The 21,139-nt window shown below is 40.8% G+C and carries 18 protein-coding genes; 9 read left to right on the top strand and 9 right to left on the bottom strand.

All coding sequences use genetic code 11. From position 1 onward, the window contains the following. Window positions 1–242: 242 nt before the first annotated feature. From prfC to OM33_RS14630, 5 genes are all read left to right on the top strand, one after another. The gene (prfC, locus tag OM33_RS14650; RefSeq protein ID WP_038642797.1) at window positions 243–1,826 is read left to right on the top strand and encodes a peptide chain release factor 3; all 1,584 of its coding nucleotides are present in this window, start codon (window positions 243–245) and stop codon (window positions 1,824–1,826) included. A gap of 232 nt (window positions 1,827–2,058) precedes the next feature. Continuing rightward, on the top strand, window positions 2,059–3,801 hold the full coding sequence (gene argS / locus OM33_RS14645) for an arginine--tRNA ligase (RefSeq protein ID WP_038642796.1): 1,743 nt from the start codon (window positions 2,059–2,061) through the stop codon (window positions 3,799–3,801). A 754-nt stretch (window positions 3,802–4,555) separates the two neighbouring features. After that, window positions 4,556–4,993, top strand: a complete 438-nt coding sequence (locus OM33_RS14640) for an energy transducer TonB (RefSeq protein ID WP_038642795.1) — start codon at window positions 4,556–4,558, stop codon at window positions 4,991–4,993. A 284-nt stretch (window positions 4,994–5,277) separates the two neighbouring features. Further along, complete coding sequence (pdxH, locus tag OM33_RS14635; protein ID WP_038642794.1) at window positions 5,278–5,913, top strand: pyridoxamine 5'-phosphate oxidase; 636 nt, start codon at window positions 5,278–5,280, stop codon at window positions 5,911–5,913. A gap of 1 nt (window position 5,914) precedes the next feature. Then, window positions 5,915–6,694, top strand: a complete 780-nt coding sequence (locus tag OM33_RS14630) for a TatD family hydrolase (RefSeq protein WP_038642793.1) — start codon at window positions 5,915–5,917, stop codon at window positions 6,692–6,694. On the opposite strand, the gene OM33_RS14625 is transcribed toward OM33_RS14630, so the two are convergent. After that, on the bottom strand, window positions 6,661–7,278 hold the full coding sequence (locus OM33_RS14625; protein WP_038642792.1) for an AhpA/YtjB family protein: 618 nt from the start codon (window positions 7,276–7,278) through the stop codon (window positions 6,661–6,663). The genes OM33_RS14630 and OM33_RS14625 overlap by 34 nt on opposite strands. 83 nt (window positions 7,279–7,361) lie before the next feature. Between OM33_RS14625 and serB the strand changes: the two genes are divergently transcribed. Continuing rightward, on the top strand, window positions 7,362–8,336 hold the full coding sequence (gene serB / locus OM33_RS14620; protein ID WP_038642790.1) for a phosphoserine phosphatase SerB: 975 nt from the start codon (window positions 7,362–7,364) through the stop codon (window positions 8,334–8,336). A 68-nt stretch (window positions 8,337–8,404) separates the two neighbouring features. Here serB and OM33_RS14615 read toward each other — a convergent pair whose 3' ends face one another. Further along, entirely contained in the window at window positions 8,405–10,933 is a 2,529-nt protein-coding gene (locus OM33_RS14615) for a PilZ domain-containing protein (RefSeq protein WP_038642789.1), read from the bottom strand. 206 nt (window positions 10,934–11,139) lie between these two features. On the opposite strand from OM33_RS14615, the gene radA reads away from it, so the two are divergent. After that, window positions 11,140–12,510 (top strand): DNA repair protein RadA, encoded by a 1,371-nt coding sequence (radA, locus tag OM33_RS14610; protein ID WP_038642788.1) that lies wholly within the window; start codon window positions 11,140–11,142, stop codon window positions 12,508–12,510. Window positions 12,511–12,582: 72 nt separating this feature from the next. On the opposite strand, the gene serA is transcribed toward radA, so the two are convergent. The 5 genes from serA to OM33_RS14585 form a co-directional block, all read right to left on the bottom strand. Next, window positions 12,583–13,812, bottom strand: coding sequence for a phosphoglycerate dehydrogenase (serA, locus tag OM33_RS14605; RefSeq protein ID WP_038642787.1), 1,230 nt, complete (start codon window positions 13,810–13,812; stop codon window positions 12,583–12,585). A gap of 14 nt (window positions 13,813–13,826) precedes the next feature. Next, complete coding sequence (gene rpiA, locus OM33_RS14600; RefSeq protein WP_038642786.1) at window positions 13,827–14,483, bottom strand: ribose-5-phosphate isomerase RpiA; 657 nt, start codon at window positions 14,481–14,483, stop codon at window positions 13,827–13,829. A 65-nt stretch (window positions 14,484–14,548) separates the two neighbouring features. After that, window positions 14,549–15,136, bottom strand: a complete 588-nt coding sequence (locus tag OM33_RS14595) for a 5-formyltetrahydrofolate cyclo-ligase (RefSeq protein ID WP_407681051.1) — start codon at window positions 15,134–15,136, stop codon at window positions 14,549–14,551. Between the two features lie 10 nt (window positions 15,137–15,146). Continuing rightward, window positions 15,147–15,680 (bottom strand): hypothetical protein, encoded by a 534-nt coding sequence (locus tag OM33_RS14590; RefSeq protein WP_038642783.1) that lies wholly within the window; start codon window positions 15,678–15,680, stop codon window positions 15,147–15,149. 109 nt (window positions 15,681–15,789) lie between these two features. Further along, window positions 15,790–17,289: a S10 family peptidase gene (locus OM33_RS14585; protein ID WP_038642782.1), complete on the bottom strand. Its 1,500-nt coding sequence runs from the start codon at window positions 17,287–17,289 to the stop codon at window positions 15,790–15,792. A gap of 314 nt (window positions 17,290–17,603) precedes the next feature. On the opposite strand from OM33_RS14585, the gene OM33_RS14580 reads away from it, so the two are divergent. Then, the gene (locus OM33_RS14580; protein WP_038642781.1) at window positions 17,604–18,383 is read left to right on the top strand and encodes a DUF2189 domain-containing protein; all 780 of its coding nucleotides are present in this window, start codon (window positions 17,604–17,606) and stop codon (window positions 18,381–18,383) included. A gap of 116 nt (window positions 18,384–18,499) precedes the next feature. Beyond that, window positions 18,500–19,732: a GGDEF domain-containing response regulator gene (locus OM33_RS14575; RefSeq protein ID WP_038642780.1), complete on the top strand. Its 1,233-nt coding sequence runs from the start codon at window positions 18,500–18,502 to the stop codon at window positions 19,730–19,732. A gap of 56 nt (window positions 19,733–19,788) precedes the next feature. Here OM33_RS14575 and OM33_RS14570 read toward each other — a convergent pair whose 3' ends face one another. Together OM33_RS14570 and OM33_RS14565 are read right to left on the bottom strand one after the other, a co-directional pair. Further along, complete coding sequence (locus tag OM33_RS14570) at window positions 19,789–20,511, bottom strand: LytR/AlgR family response regulator transcription factor (RefSeq protein WP_038642779.1); 723 nt, start codon at window positions 20,509–20,511, stop codon at window positions 19,789–19,791. Continuing rightward, window positions 20,501–21,055 (bottom strand): histidine kinase, encoded by a 555-nt coding sequence (locus OM33_RS14565; protein WP_038642777.1) that lies wholly within the window; start codon window positions 21,053–21,055, stop codon window positions 20,501–20,503. The genes OM33_RS14570 and OM33_RS14565 overlap by 11 nt, the downstream gene beginning before the upstream one ends. Between the last annotated feature and the right edge of the window lie 84 nt (window positions 21,056–21,139).

The following is a 21,139-nucleotide window of genomic DNA, read 5'->3' as shown; positions in this document are numbered from 1 at the left end:
CATGAAAAATCGTTTGATTTTTATTTTAAAAATAATTCTCGTGAGATGAACAAAAACCACATTGCAATTTTGGCAAGTAAATAGAAGTGAATTTTGAGAACCACAGTTATTGTAAAATTAAAAAACAAAATTCAGCGAAAAAACACACATATTAACTACGCTTTAATTGCACTCTAAGTGGGTAAACAGGTATAATTTCGCCCCATTTTTAACCTTGAATTTTAAGCGATTGGCGGGTATTCATGTCCAGTATTTCAACTGAAGTTGGCAAACGTCGCACCTTTGCGATTATCTCCCACCCGGATGCGGGTAAAACAACCATTACTGAAAAGGTACTTCTTTTCGGACAAGCTCTGCAAAAAGCAGGTACAGTAAAAGGTCGTGGTTCGAATCAACATGCTAAATCAGACTGGATGGAAATGGAAAAAGAACGTGGTATCTCGGTTACTACCTCTGTAATGCAATTCCCGTACAATGACTGTTTGGTTAACCTACTGGATACCCCAGGACACGAGGACTTCTCGGAAGATACTTACCGTACACTCACGGCGGTTGACTCGTGCCTAATGGTAATTGACGCTGCGAAAGGTGTAGAAGACCGTACCCGTAAGCTTATGGAAGTAACGCGTCTACGTGATACGCCAATTGTTACCTTTATGAACAAACTCGACCGTGATATCCGTGACCCAATGGAAGTCATGGACGAAGTTGAAAGTGAGCTAAACATCGCGTGTGCTCCGGTTACCTGGCCAATTGGCTGTGGTAAAGAGTTTAAAGGTGTTTACCACATTCATCGCGATGAAACGATTTTGTACCAAACAGGTCAAGGTCACACAATTCAAGACGTGCGTATTGTTAAAGGATTAGATAACCCAGAGCTTGACGCAGCCGTGGGTGAAGAACTGGCTGAATTACTACGCGAAGAACTTGAGCTGGTAGTTGGTGCATCACACGAATTTGATCAAGAGCTTTTCCTAGCAGGTGAATTAACACCGGTATTCTTTGGTACCGCACTTGGTAATTTTGGTGTTGACCACATGCTTGACGGTTTAACAAAGTGGGCACCAGCACCACAGCCGCGTCAAACAGATGACCGCCTCGTTACTGCTGACGAAGAAAAGTTCTCAGGCTTTGTCTTTAAAATTCAAGCTAACATGGACCCGAAACACCGCGACCGTATTGCCTTTATGCGTATTGTGTCGGGTAAATATGAGCAAGGTATGAAAATGGACCATGTGCGTATTGGTAAAAAGGTCAGCATCTCTGATGCGGTAACCTTTATGGCCGGTGACCGTGAGCGTGCAGCAGAAGCGTACGCTGGTGACATTATTGGCCTTCACAACCATGGTACGATTCAAATTGGTGATACCTTTACGCAAGGTGAAAAAATTAAGTTCAGCGGTATACCAAACTTTGCGCCAGAATTATTCCGTCGTATTCGCTTACGCGATCCACTTAAGCAAAAGCAGCTACTTAAAGGCCTTATCCAGCTTTCGGAAGAGGGTGCAGTACAGGTATTTAGACCACTGCAAAACAATGATCTAATCGTAGGCGCGGTAGGTGTACTTCAGTTTGATGTTGTTGTAGCGCGTTTAAAAGCCGAATACAACGTAGATGCCATGTACGAAAGCGTAAGCGTTGCAACAGCGCGCTGGGTAACCTGTGATGATGCGAAAAAGCTAGAAGAATTCCGCCGTAAATGCGAAGTAAACTTAGCACTCGACGGTGGTGATAACCTAACTTATATCGCGCCAACACGCGTTAACTTAAACTTGTCGCAAGAGCGTTATCCGGAAGTTGAGTTCCATCAGACACGTGAACACTAATTTTTACGTCATAAATTTGCGATAGCGTCATTGCTATCGTATTTTTTGTAAGTTTTTAGCGGACTAAACTCCTAGCGAAAAATACTCTGTGGCTTTGCTCTCGCTGCATTTATTTAGTAAAAAAGTTAAGTTACATTGATAACGTGTTATGTCGTTATCAGTTTTAAAACGAATAAAAATGACATGGCTTGGTTGAGATTACTCCCAAGCGGTGTGTAACAGGAAATAGAGAATGAATATTCGTCAGATATTAGTAGAAAAAGCCATAGCAGCCATGGTTGCAGCAGGCTTACCAGAAGATACCAACCCAGCGGTAACACAAAGTACCCGCCCGCAGTTTGGTGATTACCAAATTAATGGTGCAATGGGCGCTGCAAAAAAGTTAAAAACGAATCCGCGTGAACTGGCACAAAAAATTATCGACAATTTAGATGTAAGCGACATTGCCTCGCAAACTGAAATTGCTGGCCCAGGGTTTATTAATATTCACTTAAAGCCGGAATTTTTAGCTGACACACTTTCGTCTGCAAACCAAGATGAAAAACTGGGTGTAGCTGAGCATGCTAGCGCACAAAATGTGGTAGTAGATTACTCATCACCAAACCTTGCAAAAGAAATGCACGTTGGTCATTTACGCTCAACCATTATTGGTGATGCAGTTGTACGTGCACTTGAGTTCCGTGGCGACTCCGTTACACGTCAAAACCATGTAGGTGACTGGGGTACGCAATTTGGTATGTTGATTGCGCACTTAGAGGATTTACTAAACCAAGGTGTGGATCTTGAATCAGTTGCCTTAGCTGATTTAGAAACCTTCTACCGCGATGCGAAAAAACGTTTTGACGATGAAGACGGTTTTGCTGATAAAGCACGTGACTACGTAGTTAAGCTGCAAGGCGGCGATGCACACTGTGAAAAGCTGTGGAAACTGTTTATTGATACCTCAGTAAAACACTCTGAAGAAGTGTACGCAAAGCTAAACGTTACCCTTAAGCCTGAAGATATTAAGGCTGAAAGTGCTTATAACGATGCGCTACAAGGTGTTATTACACTACTTAAAGAGAAAGGCATTGCTGTTGAAGACCAAGGTGCACAAGTTGTATTCCTTGATGAATTGGCCAATAAAGATGGTGAACCATCTGTATTTATCGTGCAAAAATCAGGTGGTGGCTTCTTATATGCAACTACCGACTTAGCAGCGTGTGATTACCGTTCTAACAAACTAGGCGCAGACCGTATTTTAATCTTTGTAGATGCGCGTCAAAGCCTTCACTTCAGCCAAGTTGAGTTAACAGCACGTAAAGCTGGCCTGTTACGTGACGAAACAACGTATGAGTTCTGCCCATTCGGCACCATGATGGGTGAAGATGGTAAACCATTTAAAACCCGTACTGGTGGCATAGTTAAACTAGCTGAACTATTAGAAGAAGCAGTAAGCCGCGCAACTGACAAGCTAGCAGAGCGCGAGTCAGACCTAAGCGTTGAAGAACGCGCCGAAATCGCTCGTAAAGTGGGTATTGGGGCTGTGAAATACGCGGATCTTTCTAAGAACCGTACCAGCGATTATATCTTCAACTGGGATACCATGTTGAGCTTTGAAGGTGCAACAGCGCCTTACTTACAGTATGCCTACACGCGTGTACGCAGTATCTTCCGTAAAGCAGGTATTGACGCTGCAAGCTTAAATGCACCAATCTCAATTGTTGAAGCGCAAGAAAAGGCGTTAGCAATCAAACTAATCCAGTTTGAAGAAGTGCTAGATCAAATGATTGCTGAGGCGACGCCGCACGTTTTATGTAGTTACTTATATGAGCTTGCGAGCCTATATATGAGCTTCTACGAAGCATGTCCGGTACTAAAAGAGGGTGTAGAGCCAGCTACCAAAGAAAGCCGCTTAATGCTGTGTAATTTAGTGGCGAAGACGCTAGCGAAGGGTCTAGATCTACTAGGTATCGAAGTAATGGAGCAAATGTAACCTACTGCATATGCTTCGCTTTGACAGCGTTACATAAAGCTTTTTACCGAATCACATACTAAAGTATGCTCAGCGGCTAAAAAGCTTACTCTTTGTTTGGAAGTAAGGCCTTGCCAATTTCTCGCCTATTTGTAGGGGTTTGCTTCCTGCGTCAGGTTTTTAATCTACCCCAATCACATAGCGCACTATGCTCATGGGGCTAGATTAGCTCTTATTTACAAGATGCTTTCTTGTCTAAATGCAAACTAGTTTGCAAATAGTATCAATTTTTTTCTTCAATAAATCTCCAATCACATACTAAAGTATGCTCAGCGGCTAAAAAGCTTACTCTTTGTTTGGAAGGAAAGCCTTGTCAATTTCTCGCCTATTTGTAGAACGTTGCTTCCTATTTACATTGATCCTTCGTTAGAGTTTTAATTTACCCCAATCACATAGCAGGCTATGTTCATGAGGCTAAATTAGCTCTTATTTACAAGATGCTTTCTTGTCCAAATGCATATTAGTTTGCAAATAGTATCAATTTTCTTCTTCAATAATTTTCCAGTCACATACTAAATTTTGCTCAGCGGCTAAAAAGCATAATTTCTGTTTCAATCTTTCGCTTATTTTTAGGGAGTTGCTTCTTATATCTCATTAATTCAACTTCAGACTTTCAATTTAATAACAAGTATCACTTAATCTATTGAAAAAGCTGATAAAAGCAGATAACTTAAAAACTGATTCACAAGGAAGATAAATAACTAAGGAAAGAATTATGAGAAAAGTGGTTTTATTAATCGTATTGTCTTTGCAATGTTTTACTGTTAGTGCTCAATCACTCTTTGGCGACGTGAAGTTGACACATTTACAACCGACTGAAGAAAAAGCTAACTGGGTTAGGAAAAAACAAGTAACACCAAAATACCCAATATCATTAGCGAAAAAAGGCATCGCGGGTTGTGGGATTTTTAAGGTGGTTGTAAATGACGAAGGCAAAACAGACTCTGTTGAACTTATCCAAAGCGTTCCCGAAAAAGTGATTTACAGACCAAGTAAGAAAATTATTAGAAAGTGGAATTGGGTGCAAGCTAAAAATGGTAACCCTGTCGCTGAAGAGAAATTAATTCGCCTCGACTTTTGCTTAGGTGGTAACTCAGTTGAAGAGGCTGAAGCAATTTGCCTTAAACAGTCACAATATCGATGCAGTGTCTAAGAATTTTGATGTAATAAATTAAACCAATGTCAGCAAAAACATTGGTTTTTGATTATTGTATTTTGCCAAGAAGCAGCTTCAGTTTTGAATTTACTTTTGGGCGTCGTTAGAGACTGCGGTAGTCGAGCTGTAAGACTCACCCGCTGCTAAGATTGATTCAAATATTCAAAACTAAAATCTAACCCCCAACCCTTTATTTTAAATCAACTATATAACCAATCTTTATTGGTATTTCACACGTATCTGTTTACCATAAGCTTATACAATATCTTTTGGAAAAGATGATGAAAATTGATGATATTCGCCGTGAGTATTTAAAGGATGGTTTGTCTGAAGAGAAGCTATTAGACAACCCAATTGAGCAGTTTGAGTCTTGGTTGCAATTAGCGGTAGACGCTAAACTGGATGACCCAACAGCCATGGTTGTGGCAACAGTAGATGGCAATGGGCAGCCGTCACAGCGCATTGTGTTATTAAAGGATGTAAATCCAAATGGGTTTGTCTTTTTTACTAATACAGAGTCACGCAAGGCTCAGGAAATTGCGGGTAATAATAAAGTGAGCTTACATTTTCCATGGCACAGCTTGGAGCGTCAGGTGATTGTTTATGGCACGGCGAAGCCATTATCAAATTTGGCGGTGACTAAGTACTTTTTATCGCGTCCTAAAGAGAGCCAACTTGCAGCGTGGGCATCGGCGCAAAGTCGCCCGGTATCATCACGTAAAGTGCTGATGGAAAAATTCCAGCAAATTAAAAATAAGTTTAGTGAAGGTGAAGTGCCATTGCCGTCGTTTTGGGGTGGTTACTGCATTGAACCGCATCAAATTGAGTTTTGGCAAGGTGGTGCAAACCGATTACACGACCGCTTTATGTATAAACTTGAAGATGGCGTGTGGACTAAGCAGCGCTTAAATCCATAGTATGACGTTTTTTGATACGCACTGTCATATCGACTTTGATGAGTTTGAAAATGACCGTGACAAGGTGTTAGCAGATGCGGCGCACTTCAATGTGTCGCATATACTGGTACCGGGCGTAACACTTGCACAAAGCGCCAAGCTACTTTCCTTTGAAAATACCCAAGGCATTACGTTTTACAAAGCTCTTGGATTACACCCTTATTTTTTTAATGAGCATCAACAGGGTGACTTTGAACGCCTTGCCACACTTGCAAATACTCATCGCGAATTCTTGGTGGCAATCGGTGAGTGCGGTATCGACCGCAGTATCGAAAAGCTCGATTACCAACAGCAACTTTTTATACAGCATATTGAGCTTGCGAATCAGTTGTCACTGCCGCTGGTGGTGCATCACCGAAAAAGTCATGATTTAATAGCCGAATCATTTAAAACACTCAAACCAAAATGTGGCGGCATTATTCATGCTTTCAGTGGTTCTGCGCAGGTGGCTAATTACTACATTGAGCAGGGCTTTAAATTGGGGGTAGGCGGTACAATTACTTACTCGCGTGCCGAGAAAACGCGCAATGTGATAGCCAACTTACCGGCTGAACACCTAGTGCTTGAAACCGATGCACCATCAATGCCGCTTTCTGGTTATCAGGGGGAACGCAATGTGCCTGCGCAAATTATTCGAGTGTTTGATGCTCTGTGTGAATTGAAAGGTGTTGAAACGCAAAGTGCGCGACAGCTTCTTGCCGAACAGCTTTATGCCTCTTCTTGCTCGGCGTTACGGATATAGCGTTTAACCTGCCAACGCTTGATCTTGCGTGCTAAGACCCAGGTAAGTATTACACTTAAGATCAACATAAGGGCGATTTGTTTACTGACTTCGTGAAGGTAATCGTGAGCTTCGCGGATAGCCGCTGGAAAGGTATAGGTTAGCCTGACAAAACCCACCCGTTTACCTTGAACAAACACATCACTTATAACTGGTGTGGCAAGCTTAGAAAGCCCAGGTAAAGCACTGGGTGTCTTTAATAAATCTTGGTATGACGCTGCAAAATTACTTTGTACCAGCAAATTGCCGTACTTATCGAATATAGCTGCAGTTTGAATAAATTCATCTTGGGCAAAATTATTGACCAGTTGTGAAAGTGATTTTTTATCTTGCTCTTTGATGGCAGTTCGGGCACCGAGTGCAAGTTGTTTAGCGAGACCTTGAGCCGTTGTTTTGCTTTGCTGTTCAAGTATCTGATGGCCTTTAAAGCTAGTATTAAAACCAATATGAGTAAGCGCAACGAGGCATATCGCAGCAATCATTAAGCGCGATATGCGTTGATATGTGGAGGCGAAAGCCGGGTTACGGTCTTGGTTTTTTTTCATATTGCTCAATGCCTTTTGGACAGTGTGCTGTTTTCTTGGTTAAATTGCAACAACACAAAAGTCTAGCTGTAAGAGAGTCGCTGATGTTTGAAAGTATGGCGCAGTTTGAGCAATTTTTCTCGAATATTCACACCAATAAATGGCACGAAGTTGCTGAAATTAATAATCAAAATAACGCGAGTTGTTATGTGTTACTGTCAACCACTCACTCAGAACTTGCACTGAATGAGGGGTTGTTAGCGCTATTAAAAAGCTTACCAGTATCGAAGGCGGCTAAGTTATCTGTGCACCCAGAATTACCAAGTGCGCTGGTTCTGCAGGTCAGTGAAGAGCTAGATAAAACCAAACAAGTGCTTCAAGAGTATTTGTCTCCAAATGAAGCACTGGAAGTTAATGTTTTTGCTAAAGCGCCAAACATAAACCAACCTGGCTTACTTGTAATGGATATGGATTCAACAGCCATACAAATTGAGTGTATTGATGAAATTGCTCGATTAGCCAATGTCTATGAAGAAGTTGCGAGTGTAACGCGCCAAGCAATGCAAGGAGCGTTGCCTTTTTCTGAAAGTCTGCGAAAGCGTGTTGCCAAGCTAGAAGGTGTGTCGCTTGAGCTAATGGCGCAGCTTAAAGATAATCTGCCTTTAATGCCTGGTGTCAAGGCGCTATGCCAGCACCTAAAAGCAAAAGGCTGGACGTTGGCGATTGCATCGGGAGGTTTTGTGCCTTTTGCGCAGCGAGTACAAACCTTGCTTGAACTTGATGCGATTCACGCAAATACCCTAGAAGACAATGGTGTTGAGCTGACTGGAAAGGTACTTGGAACCATAGTTGATGCTGATGAGAAAGCACGTTTTTTAACTCAGTATGCTGAACAACTTAATATTGATAAGTCACAAACGATGGCAATGGGTGATGGCGCTAACGATTTAGTGATGATGGCAGCCAGCGGTCTTGGTGTAGCAGTTCATGGTAAGCCACTTGTGGCTCAAAGTGCTGATGTGGCGATTAATTTTGGCAGCCTTTTACAGGTACTTTATTTTATTAGTTTGCCTGAGTAGTTAAATGGAATACAGCCTGAATGAGTAACATTTATTCAGGCTGAGTTTTACACGTGGCAGGTCAAACGTTACTCAAATAAGTTACTTAATTGATACTGCGCTGTTTTAGACCAAAGTGCTTTGCGTTTAGTTAGGTTTGTCTGAACTTCTGGCGCTATGGCGTAGCGCGTTAACACCTCTTGGGTGATGTCTACCGCATCGCCAACGCCAATAACCGACCACAACTCTTCTTCTAAATCTTTTGCTTTATGCTGTGCATATTGGCTGATGTAGCTTAATTCTTTAGATATGTAGTCTGTATCTGGACGACCTGTTCTTGAAATATATAATCTAAAAGCAAAAAATAAGTCTTCAGCAACGCTTGCTTTGACAAAGTTACTACGGTCACTTACTTCTTTACTATTGAGCAGTTCACTTATAAACGCGTTTTCCATATTGCGCTCTTTAGGTTGCAGTCGTATATATAAATCGAACTGTAATGGTGCATCATGGCGCGCCATCTCTTTGAGCGGCATTGCGATCATGCTTTCAAAAGCATCGTGTTTAATGAGCTGTTTAAAATCAAATTGATTAACCAAACCTGCGATATGACTCAATAGTAAATGGAAGGTATTTGGATACACTCCTTTAGCAATTGCACCTACTTTTATATGCGCCCCGCGTTTGTGCAAATAAAATGGGAATTGGCAGACATTTTTGGTCACCATATTACGCAGGGCAGTAGAAAGCCCTGGGGTTTTTGGTGATTCTTCTGATGCAACTAATTTTGATTTGTTATTAGCAATTAACTGATTAAAAAAGCGAGTACCTTGATGATCAGTATCCGCTGTCGGTTTGTAACTGCGCAAATTAACAATTGTTTTTGTTTTACTAACAGCCATTACTTCGTAAGGAAGTTTGTTTAGCTGATATTTCTTTGACAGTTTTTGTAGCTCAGGAAATGCGACAAGCAATAGGTCGCCTTTTTCATAGTCAGTCGGAGATGCTAATTCAATTTGTAACCCATTGACTGAAAAATCCAATGTATGACCGATTATTTCGCCTTTTTCTTCTTGCTCTAACTGAATTGGTGTTTTATACAAATAGCGTGTTTCATTGCGCAAATTAATATAATCGAGAGCGACAAATTCAAGGCTCGGATAACTGCGAAGTTTCTGATGGCCATATTGTTTTAAGTGATTAACATGGCTTTTATCAAAGCTAATTTTCTTAAACTGTTCTGTCGAAGATATACTTGTTATATCTGTAATAAGTAATAAATATTTAGCGTCTTTTACAATGCCTTGAACACGCGGTGAGGGAGGCTTATTAAGTTTTGCTACTTCACTACTTGCACTATCAGGAAGTGATAAAGGTATAAAACTATCTTCGCTTGAACAGGGCATTAGCTGGACATTAAAAATACGGAAGCTTGGCTTTTGGCTAGCAAAACCCCAGTACAAATTTCGTAAATTAGGCGTGTTGTTGAGTTCTAACTCACTGGCAGAATAAAAGAATAACTTACCGTTGTTACTATGCGTAAAACAAAAGAGGTTTAGCTGCTTTACATCGCCAGGTGATTGTTGAAGCTGGTTAACTCGCGATGGATTCAATATTTGAGGTAGCACTGAGTTGCGGTTTTCATCATTAAAATAACGTGCCACATTCAGGTTGTTTTCATTGGTTAGTACCAAAGACGGTGAAATACGCGCATCTTTTGCACTTAAGAAGATAAAAAGTGATGACACGCGAGGTAAGTAATACTGCTCATATCCTTTAACAATTACTGCATCGAGCGTGTTATCTAAATTCACTTTGTAACGACGTTTATTGCCATGAATAAAGCTTTTTAAAAACTCATCAATGGTTTTATTTTCGTCATTAAAAGTGCGTTTCATACGCACATAGTTGTGTTCTGCATTGATTTTCTCAACGGCAACGACTTCGTACTCAAGCCCGTTTTTAATGCCCATTTCAAAGTCTTGTTCTAACCCGACTAGGCGCATCCTTAGGCTTTCGCCTTTGGCGAGTTGGTAGCGAGAATATAACTTTACTTTACAGCCACTAACAGAAATATCTGAGGTTGAAGCTTCCACTTCACTGCCAGAGTTTAAAAACAGCTTAACTTTAATAGAGTAATTCATGCGTTCTTCTGAACGCGATTCGTAGGAAGCGAACGATACCCAATTGATAGTGGGCTTTTCTTCTTGTGACTTGGTTGCGACAGGTTGTGGGGCGAGCTCGCCACGTTCCTGTGCTTTTCGTTGCATCACTTTATGGTTGTTTTCGGTATTCATTACCGCTTCGTAAACGGCGAGGGTGTAACGCTTATAGCGACGGATCCCTGCTTCAAATACATTGATTGCCGTTTCATCCATAAAGTGTTGTTTGCCGTTATAAGTATAAGCACGTACTTCGCCAGTAACTTGACCGCGTAAATCAATAAAACGGTTGATCGGCTGAAGTAGTCGATTCATCTCCATTTTTACAAGAAATCGGTCTGAGCTGCTTAATGTCTTGGTCTTCTTGGCAAAAATCGCATCAAAATTTGGACGGCCTAAGTCGCGCTTAAGTTCTTCAATAAGCGATTGATACTTTATCAATACATCTTCAGCCATAAAAAAGAAGCGTTCCTTATTTTTTTATTATTCTACCTGTGTGAATAGGTTAAGATAACAGGCAATTTTTGTTTTAGCTTGCCGCATTTTTGCGGTTGAGCGCTATTAAATAAGTAAAGCAATTAGTGTACCAGTATCTTAGCAATTTATTTAATTCAGTACGAGCTAAGAGATAATTGCGTTCAAACTTATAAGAGTCGGTTTTTATGGGTAAAAATAAAACAGCATTTGTGTGCAGTGAGTGTGGCGCAGAATTCGCGCGATGGCAAGGTCAATGTGGCGAGTGTAAAGCATGGAATACTGTCACTGAGTTTCGCGTGCCTTCAATTAAGCAAGCACCTAGAGTTGCTGCAACTTCTGGTTATGCTGGCGCTATTGAAGCAAAGGTTCAAACCCTTGATGAAGTTAATTTAGAGCAGCTACCGCGTTTTACCACTGGTTTTGCTGAATTTGATCGCGTACTGGGTGGTGGAGTGGTGCCAGGCAGTGCAATCTTAATTGGTGGTTCACCAGGGGCGGGTAAAAGTACTTTATTATTGCAAACGATGTGTTTACTCGCACAGACCATGAATACCCTTTATGTTACTGGTGAAGAATCGTTACAGCAGGTTGCAATGCGGGCAAAGCGTTTAGGCCTACCAACGGATAAGCTAAAAACACTTGCAGAAACCAATGTAGAAACGATTTGCCAGTTAGCTTTGCGTGAAAAACCTCAGATTATGGTTATTGATTCAATTCAAGTAATGCACATGGCTGATATTCAATCGGCGCCGGGCAGTGTATCGCAGGTGCGAGAAGGTGCGGCTTACTTAACTCGTTTTGCTAAACAAAACCAAGTAGCTATTATCATGGTTGGTCATGTAACTAAAGATGGCACTTTGGCAGGTCCAAAAGTGTTAGAGCACTGCATTGACTGTTCTATTTTACTAGAAGGCAGTAGTGATAGTCGCTTTAGAACACTGCGCGGTAACAAAAACCGCTTTGGTGCAGTGAATGAATTGGGCGTATTTGCAATGACAGGTCAGGGCTTAAAAGAAGTCAGTAACCCATCGGCCATTTTCTTAAACCGTTCAGATGAACAAACGCCGGGCTCGCTTGTGATGGTTATTTGGGAGGGAACGCGGCCACTGCTTGTTGAAGTGCAAGCGCTGGTGGACTATTCCCAGCTTGGTAATCCAAGACGGGTGACTGTTGGCTTAGAGCAAAATCGCCTTGCTATGCTATTGGCAGTGTTGCACCGACATGGTGGCCTACAAGTATCTGATCAGGATGTGTTTGTTAATGTGGTTGGTGGGGTAAAAGTAACGGAGACGAGCGCAGATTTAGCTTTGATCACGGCACTTGTATCAAGTTTTAAAAATGCGTCATTGGCGCGAGAACTTGTAGTTTTCGGTGAAGTGGGGTTAGGTGGTGAAATTCGCCCTGTACCAAGTGGTGTAGAACGTTTAAAAGAAGCGGCCAAACATGGCTTTAAACGCGCGATTGTGCCGATTGCCAATAAACCAAAAGAGGACATTGAAGGCATGGAAGTGATTGGTGTCAGTTCATTGTCACAAGCACTGGAAGCGCTGTTTTAAATTCATTCATTGATACTAAATAGGCACAAAAAAAGCAGCTCTTAGCTGCTTTTTTGCTGTGTTTACGTGAAATTAGTGAAGAATACGGGCGCGAATAGTGCCATCAATTGCGCGTAATTCTTTTAGTGCCACTTCAGAATGATCTGTTTCTACGTCGATTACTACATAACCGATATTTTCATTGGTTTGTAAGTATTGCGCCGCGATATTAATACCATGCTGAGTAAATGCTTGGTTAATTTGCGTAAGCACACCCGGACGGTTGTGGTGAATGTGCAATAAGCGGCTGCGTTTAGCTAGTTCAGGTAGCGATACTTCTGGGAAGTTGACTGCAGAAACAGTCGAACCGTTATCTGAATATTTAGCGAGTTTTCCGGCAACTTCTACCCCAATATTTTCTTGTGCTTCTTGAGTTGAGCCACCAATGTGAGGCGTTAAAATTACATTATCGAATTCACGCAGTGGCGATACAAATTCTTCGTTATTGCCTTTTGGTTCAACAGGGAAAACATCAATAGCAGCACCTGAAATTTTCTTTTCTTGTAAGCTACTTGCTAGCGCGTCGATATCCACAACTGTACCGCGCGATGCATTGATTAAAATGGCACCTTGTTTCATGATTTCTAATTCGGCTGCGCCAATTAGATTTTTGGTTTGTGCCGTTTCAGGCACATGCAGACTGATTACATCAGAGGTTTGTAATAGCTGGGTTAGGTTGGCAACTTGTGTTGCATTACCAAGTACAAGTTTATCTTCAATATCAAAGAACTGGACTTTCATACCGATATTTTCGGCCATAATGCTCAGCTGCGTACCTATATGGCCATAACCGATGATACCAAGTGTTTTACCACGCGCTTCAAATGAGCCCGCTGCTGATTTTTGCCACTCACCACGGTGCGCTTTGGCGTTCTTCTCAGGAATACCGCGTAATAGCAATAGGATTTCACCTAGTACTAGCTCTGCTACTGAACGTGTGTTTGAAAATGGTGCGTTAAATACTGGAATACCAAATTTTTGTGCCGCATCAAGTGAAACCTGGTTTGTACCAATACAAAAGCAGCCGATGGCTACAAGCTTATCCGCTTGTTCAAGTACGGCTTCTGTAAGGTGTGTGCGAGAGCGAATGCCAACAAAGTGGGCATCGCGCAAACGCTCAATGAGTTCTGGTTCAGGCAAGGACGTTTTAACATAATCAATGTTGGTGTAACCATTACGCTTAAGTGTTTCAACGGCACTTTGATGCACGCCTTCAAGCAGTAAAATTTTAATTTTGTCTTTTGCTAACGATACCTTGCTCATAACCTTTCCTAAATTTACTTCAGTGTTTTAGGACCTTGTGGAGTGCCTACAATCACTGTGTTTGCGCCGCGATGGGCAAATAAACCGTTGGTTACTACACCAACAATTTGATTTATTTTTTCTTCAAGCTGTTTTGCATTGTCGATATGCATATTGTGCACATCTAAAATGACGTTGCCGTTATCCGTTACAACTCCCTCACGGTAAACTGGGTCACCACCAAGTTCTACTAATTCGCGAGCCACATAACTGCGCGCCATTGGAATCACTTCAACTGGTAATGGGAAGTTGCCAAGAACATCGACAAGCTTTGTCTCATCAACAATACAAACAAATTGTTTAGCGACTGCTGCCACGATTTTTTCACGAGTCAGCGCTGCACCACCACCTTTGATCATTTCATTAAGCTTGTTGATTTCATCTGCGCCATCAACATACACACTTAAGCTATCAACGTTGTTGAGTTCGAAAATCTCAATACCAAGCGCTTTTAGCTTTTCTGTTGAGGCTTCAGAACTCGAAACGGCACCGCGGATGTCATCTTTCATCGTCGCAAGTGCATCAATAAAATGGTTTACCGTTGAACCTGTTCCAACACCAACAATGCTGTCTTTTTCAACGTATTCGAGTGCAGCCCATGCAGCTGCTTTTTTCATTTCATCTTGAGTCATAGGTAAAGGCCTAATTTTTGAACGGAAATAGAGTTTTGTATTATACCTAGTTGGCTGTTACATGCTTACCATAAATAACACTTTTTTGGCGTTACGATGGTTTTAAGAGGTACATCCCAACTTTCAATTGGTAATAGATCAACTTGTTGGCAATTATGGGCAAGACCAATAATTTCAGGCTTGCTTCGTTTCTCGCGATAATATTTAGCAAGTGTACGATCATAAAAGCCACCACCCATTCCTAGGCGATTACCTTGTAAGTCGAATGCAACAAGTGGTGTACAAAGCACATCTAAGTCCTCCACTGGGCAAACCTGACTACAATTTAACTTGGGTTCCAAGATACCATAGCGATTTATCGTCATGGGTGAATTTTTCTCATATCTTTGGAAGAGTAAGTAACCGCTACAAAACGGGTGTAGTATGGGCAAATAAACAGCGATGTTGTGATGCCATAATTCCTCAATTATCAATGAGGTATCGATTTCGCTGTCATTTGATAAGTAAATGCCAAGACGGCGTATATCAGCGTTTTTTAAGTGTTGAAAAATGTTCACTTTAATTTTTTTCGCGGCTTCCAGTTGTTCGTTTTCTGAAAGCTCATTTCGACGTGAACGCATCAACTTGCGAATATTTTGACGTTCCATGGTGATTTATTAGTATTTAAAATGGCAGTAAATTTGGAAATGCGACGACTACACCTAACAGTGATAGCAGAATTACAATTAAGGTAATGAATAACCAATTTATATTTTTGGGTTTACTGGTAGCTTCAAGTTCTTCTTCGAACTCTAAGTCATCCCCCCAGCTGTTTTTATTTTCAACATCTAGTTCTAAGTCAGCTTCGCCACTTTGGACTTGCTGTAAGCGCGCTAAATCATCGACTTTTTCTTCAAGGCGAATTATTGATGTGGTGATGTAATCAAGGGCGGCTAATATTCGTTCATCGACATCGCTGCTGCGCTCTGTTTGTATCTCTTTTTCAGTGCTAATGAGCTTTACTTGAATGCCCAATGCTGCGAAAGTCTTTTGTTGTTTAAGGGCTTTTTGTTCAGGAATAGGGCTAAAAATTTGCTTGCCCGCAAGAAATTGATTTGCTTTAGTATCAGATAACTTAAGCTTTGTGGTCAAAATAGATTTCGCTTGCTCAGCGGTAACACCGTTATTTAACTGTGCGAATTGGATGCGGTAGCTCATATACAAGGCAAATTTTATTGTTTTGCTAAGTATATAGTTGTTAAAAGCTTTTTTGCAAAGTTAAAAAGCGGCATAAAATGCCGCTTGGGTGGTTGAGTTGAGAGTATAATTAGTATTTTGCAGAGCCAGTTGGCAGTGCGTTTAAAATAAACTCACGCACATCTTGGTTTGAGGTTTCTAAGTCAGCGCGACGAAGGTACATCATGTGACCACTTTCATAACCTTTAAAACTTAGACGCTCGCGCATCTTGCCACTCGGATCAAGTTGCCACATGGTGTATTTGGCATCGAAATAATTAGTGGCACCATCAAAATAGCCTGACTGTACCATTACTTTTAAATATGGGTTTTGTGCCATTGCCAAACGCAAGTTTTCACCTGTTTTATTGTTTGAGCGATCCCATGGGTGAACAGAACCAAACATATTGTATTTAAGGTCGGTTTTGTAACCTAGCTCTTGCTGCAAATAGTAATTGATTGCTGGTGTGAATGAGTGCAGCCATGAGGTTAATTCAGCCCAGTAATCAGGGCGGCTGCCAGCATCACGCTTATCAATACCTTTATAACGCGAATCTAAACGCCCCACTGTAAAACCGTCTTCACGAAGTAGCTCTTTCCAAAACGCATCATTTGGAATATCCAAATTGTTACGTAATACAAAGGTTTCACTTAAAGCGGTGTAGTTTGCAATCGTTGCGGCTATTTGTTGCTTTTCGCTTGCCTCGATAAAGCCGCCTTTACTGATAGCTGGGATAACTTTATTGATAGTAAAGTTTTCAACTTCTGCCAAGAAAGCAGTCAACGGCATTGATTGGTATTTCTCATCCAGTTTGTTGTGGTACCAAGCAGTTGCTGCAAAATAAGGAATACGATTTGCAGCTTCAACAGGGCCTTCGCGTTTGATGCCAATTTCGGTTGGTGATACCAAGATTACACCATTCAGATACATCCATTGACGGTTTTGTAACTCAAGAGCAAGCCCAGAAACGCGTGTGGTACCGTAGCTTTCACCAATTAAAAATTTAGGCGATAACCAGCGATTGTTGCGAGTGACGAAGGTATTAATCCATTCAGCAAGGTATTTAATATCTGCATTTACACCAAAAAATAACGCTTTTTGTTTGTCTTTGCTTGGTAACTCGCCTTTGTCATTTTCAAGAATACGTGAGTAGCCAGTATTAACTGGGTTGACGTAAACAATATCGGCAACATCCAGCACTGAATATGGGTTATTTTTAACCCCGTAAGGTTGAACTGGATAACCTTCGTCATCAATATTGAGAATTTTTGGGCCAGTGTAGGCTAAGTGCATCCATACTGAGGCGGAGCCCGGTCCACCATTAAAAGAAATAAGCAATGGACGCTTACCGTAATCTTTTACCCCTGATTTTTGGTAGTAAGTGAAGTGTAAGCTAGCAATAGGATTTCCTGCATCATCCCAGACAGGTTGAGTGCCAATTGTTGCACTGTATTTAATTTTTTTACCGAGGATTTTTGCTTGATGATGAGAGGTTTGCTTTTCATCTATAGGTATTTTTCTTTCTGTTGCTTGTATTGGGCTTACGATTACAAGTGCAGAAAAAACAAATAACTGGAGAAGTTTTTTCATGATGCCATTGCCTTTAAGTTATTTTGTCTGGTCGATAAACAGATTACTTAATTTAAACTTATTTGGTCAAAGAGAGTGAGACTAATACAGGCATTTTTTCGTTGAATTACAAAATCTACCCTATACTGATTAATGGCGCATAAAAAATACAAATGAATTATTAGTGAATGATTCAGTTGTGTTTAATGCTGTTTTAGATTGTTTTTTAGGTTTAGCACTGATTAAAAATAAAGCTAAACCTAAAAGGCAGCTTGTTACGTATATTAAAACGATAAGTTCTGTTTCAGCTAACTGATTCAAATAAGGAGAAAGTTATGCCTCAAACTCCAGTAGCAGAAAAGCATACGACTTTTGCCAGATGTTTAGAATGTAATAAAGTTGGACTTTTTGCCCCACTGCATTGGCTTGCTCTAGGCTTTAAAGATATGGCAAGTGCGCCTCTATTAAGCCTTTTTTATGGCGTTGTGTTTAGCCTGATCCCGGTTGCGATTTTGTATTTCGTATATCAATCAGGTACCCACTTAGTAATATTGCCAGCCACAGTGGCGTTTGCGTTAATTGGCCCTGTGTTTGCTGTTGGCTTATACGACATAGCCTGGGAGCTCGAAAAACAACATAAGCCCACATTGAGTCACAGTTTAAAATCAATGTTTCGTAATCCGGTAGGCGAGTGGGGGTTTGCTATCTTATTAATGGTGGTAATGATTATTTGGATGCGTTTAGCCGCATTAGTACATGCGCTTTATCCAAATAGTGTCAACCCGACATTAGAGGAGCTATCTGCATTTCTTACTTTAGGGTCATTTATTGGTGCCATTATGCTTGGCAGTGTGTTTGCAATTTCGGCATTTACCCCGCAAATTATGATGGAACGTAGGGTCGATTTAATGACTGCTGTTGTGTCTTCAATCAATGCTGTTAAAGAAAATGTCGGCGCAATGATAGTGTGGGCGTTCTGTATTGTTGCTTTGGTAGCACTTGGTTTTGTTACTGGTGCAACAGGATTTATTGTCATAATGCCACTGCTAAGTTACGCCAGTTGGCACGGCTATATTGCCATTATTAAACATAAAGGACCTCGTGGTTACGAGTAATGTAAATAATTATAAAAAAGGGTAACGCATGTTGCCCTTTTTTTAATGGTTCTGTGGTATAAGTGTGTCACAATAATAAGCCTGTTAAAGGCGTTTAGCTTAGTTGGAGTGTAACTATGCAACGTATTTTAATCGTTGAAGATAGCAAAATGGTGCAACAAGTGTTGCGTCACTTGGTATCGCAGTACCTATCTGTGCCGGTAGATTTTGCCGCATCGCTACGTGAGTCTGCGGGGCTCATTAAAAATAATAAATATACTTTGGCGTTGGTTGATTTAAACCTACCAGATGCGAGTAATGGCGAAGTGGCTACTTTGACCTTGCGTTGTGGTATTCCAACATTGGTACTGACAGGTAGCATCGACGAATTTAAGCGACAGCAAATGCTTGAAATGGGTGTGGTGGATTATGTACTTAAGGAAAACCGCGATTCTTATACTTACGCTGTTAAACAACTTGCTCAATTATTGGGGAATCAGGGGACTAAAGTGTTAGTTGCTGATGATTCTCAAACTAGTCGTACCATGATGCGACAAAATCTTGAACGCTTACTTTACGATGTGGAAGAGGCGGAAGATGGTGAGCAAGCATATGAAAAGTTATTAGCTGATGAGAGTATTAAACTGCTGCTCACTGATTATGCTATGCCGAAGAAAGATGGTTTCGAACTTGTAAAAAGTATTCGTTCAAAACGCGGTCGCGATAGTTTAGGTATTATTGGTATTTCGGGCTCTGGCAGTCAAAGCCTATCAGCAAAATTTATAAAGCATGGTGCAAATGATTTCTTAACTAAACCTTTTGCGCCAGAAGAGTTTCATTGTCGTGTAATGATGACGATGGAACAATTAAACCTCATTGAAACAATCAAAGATTCTGCAAATAAAGATTATTTAACGGGCCTGTATAATCGCCGTTACTTCTATCAAGCTGCAGAACAAAAAGTAGCTCAGCAATCGGTGTTAAGCCTTGCGGTTATAGATATTGATCACTTTAAACAGATTAATGATACTTATGGCCATCAAGCAGGAGACGAAGTGTTGAGCTTCTTATCCAACAAAATGGCATCGCAATTTGACGATGCCTTAATGGCACGCCTGGGTGGTGAGGAATTTGCTATCTTGTTCAGCGATGAAGATCAGGATGCCGCATTTGAAAAATTAGATGAGCTTCGCTTTTCACTATCAAATATACAAGTTGAAGCAGCTGGACAATTTATCAGCTTCTCTATAAGTGCGGGCGTTGCGCAATTGCAGCAGGATGAAGAATTAACTGACTTAATTAATCGCGCCGATGTTGCATTATATGATGCTAAAGGTGGGGGGCGAAATCAGGTGGTTATCCACCAGTAAGAGATACTGCACTAGAATGAAAAAAGAGGCGTTTAGCCTCTTTTTATTATGTCGTTTTACAACTGAGTAAATTCAAGAAGTTGGCGTAATTTAGTTGCCTGTCTACGGGAAATTTCGACGGTTTGACCATTGCTCAATGTCGCTGTTAAACCGTAACTAATTGCTTGTTCCATACTTTCAATTGCATCGAGACGAATAATGTCAGAACGGCTTGCTCTGAAATAATGTCTTTCATCTAATTTAGCTTCAATTTTGTTTAATGAACTGTGAAGGTATGCTTTACCATGAGGTGTATAAATAGCGGCATGGTTACCAATTGACTCAAATCGAATAATTTCACGAAGTTCAATAATGCGCATGGTTTCGCCGTATTTCACCATTAATTTATGGTCGTCTGGTAAGCCTGTATTTGATGCGCTTTGTTCGATGCGTTTTTCTAATTTTTCAATGCTCTCAGCTAAACGGGCAGGGTTTACAGGTTTTACTAAGTAATCCATAGCGTTTAACGAAAATGCTTCGACAGCAAATTGGTCGTAAGCAGTACAAAAGATGATGTTTACATCGTCACCCAGTGATTCAGCTAATTCTAAGCCAGTTGCGCCAGGCATATGAATATCTAGAAAGATGGCGTCAGGTTTATGCTCTGCAATTTTTTCACTGGCCTCTTCAGCGTTTTTAGCTTCATCAACAATTTCAATTTGGCTATGCTTTGACAGCAGGCGCTTTAGTTCACTGCGTGCAAGACGTTCGTCATCAACAATTATTATTCTAATACTCATTGTTAAAAGTTAACTCCATCGTGTAAGTGTTTGCATCACATGTTTGTGTTGCACTGCAAATATTGCCCATGCCTAATTGCTCAATTAGGTTATCTAGCGGTAAGTCGCCCGATTTAATTTTAGGTGACTGTGTTAAGTTAAGTGTAAAAACAAGTGCACTGCCAGCTTCTTTTGTACTTATAACAAGGTTGTTGTGGCTTACGCTGTAGATGTCTTTTTTTATAAACACGTATTCAACTAATGGTAAGAGCACTGAGCAAGGTAATGGGTGAGGGCTTACCAGTTTGCTTAAATTCTTAGTTAGGGTAAATCGCTCTTCTAAGCGCAATGCTTCTAAATCAAGTAAGTGCTCGAGTTGTGTTAAATCATCGCTAAAACTTGTATTCGTTACACCGTCGTTTAATTGATAACGAATAAGCTCAGCTAATTTGCCTAGTAAGTCGCTCGCTAAATCTTGATTTTCGAAAATCATATAGCGGATAGCGTTCATGCTATTAAACAAGAAGTGAGGATTTAGTGGTGCTTCCGCATTTTTTTCAAACATATAAAAAGAAAGTCTCTTTTTTGACAGACTATTTTGAGTCTATCGATTTTATAATTATCGCGCCAATTAAAATGATAAACGGCA

The organism is Pseudoalteromonas piratica (assembly GCF_000788395.1).
Lineage (GTDB): Bacteria > Pseudomonadota > Gammaproteobacteria > Enterobacterales > Alteromonadaceae > Pseudoalteromonas > Pseudoalteromonas piratica.
Note: the sequence above shows the minus strand (reverse complement) of the source record. Positions and strands in the feature narration are given on the sequence as shown.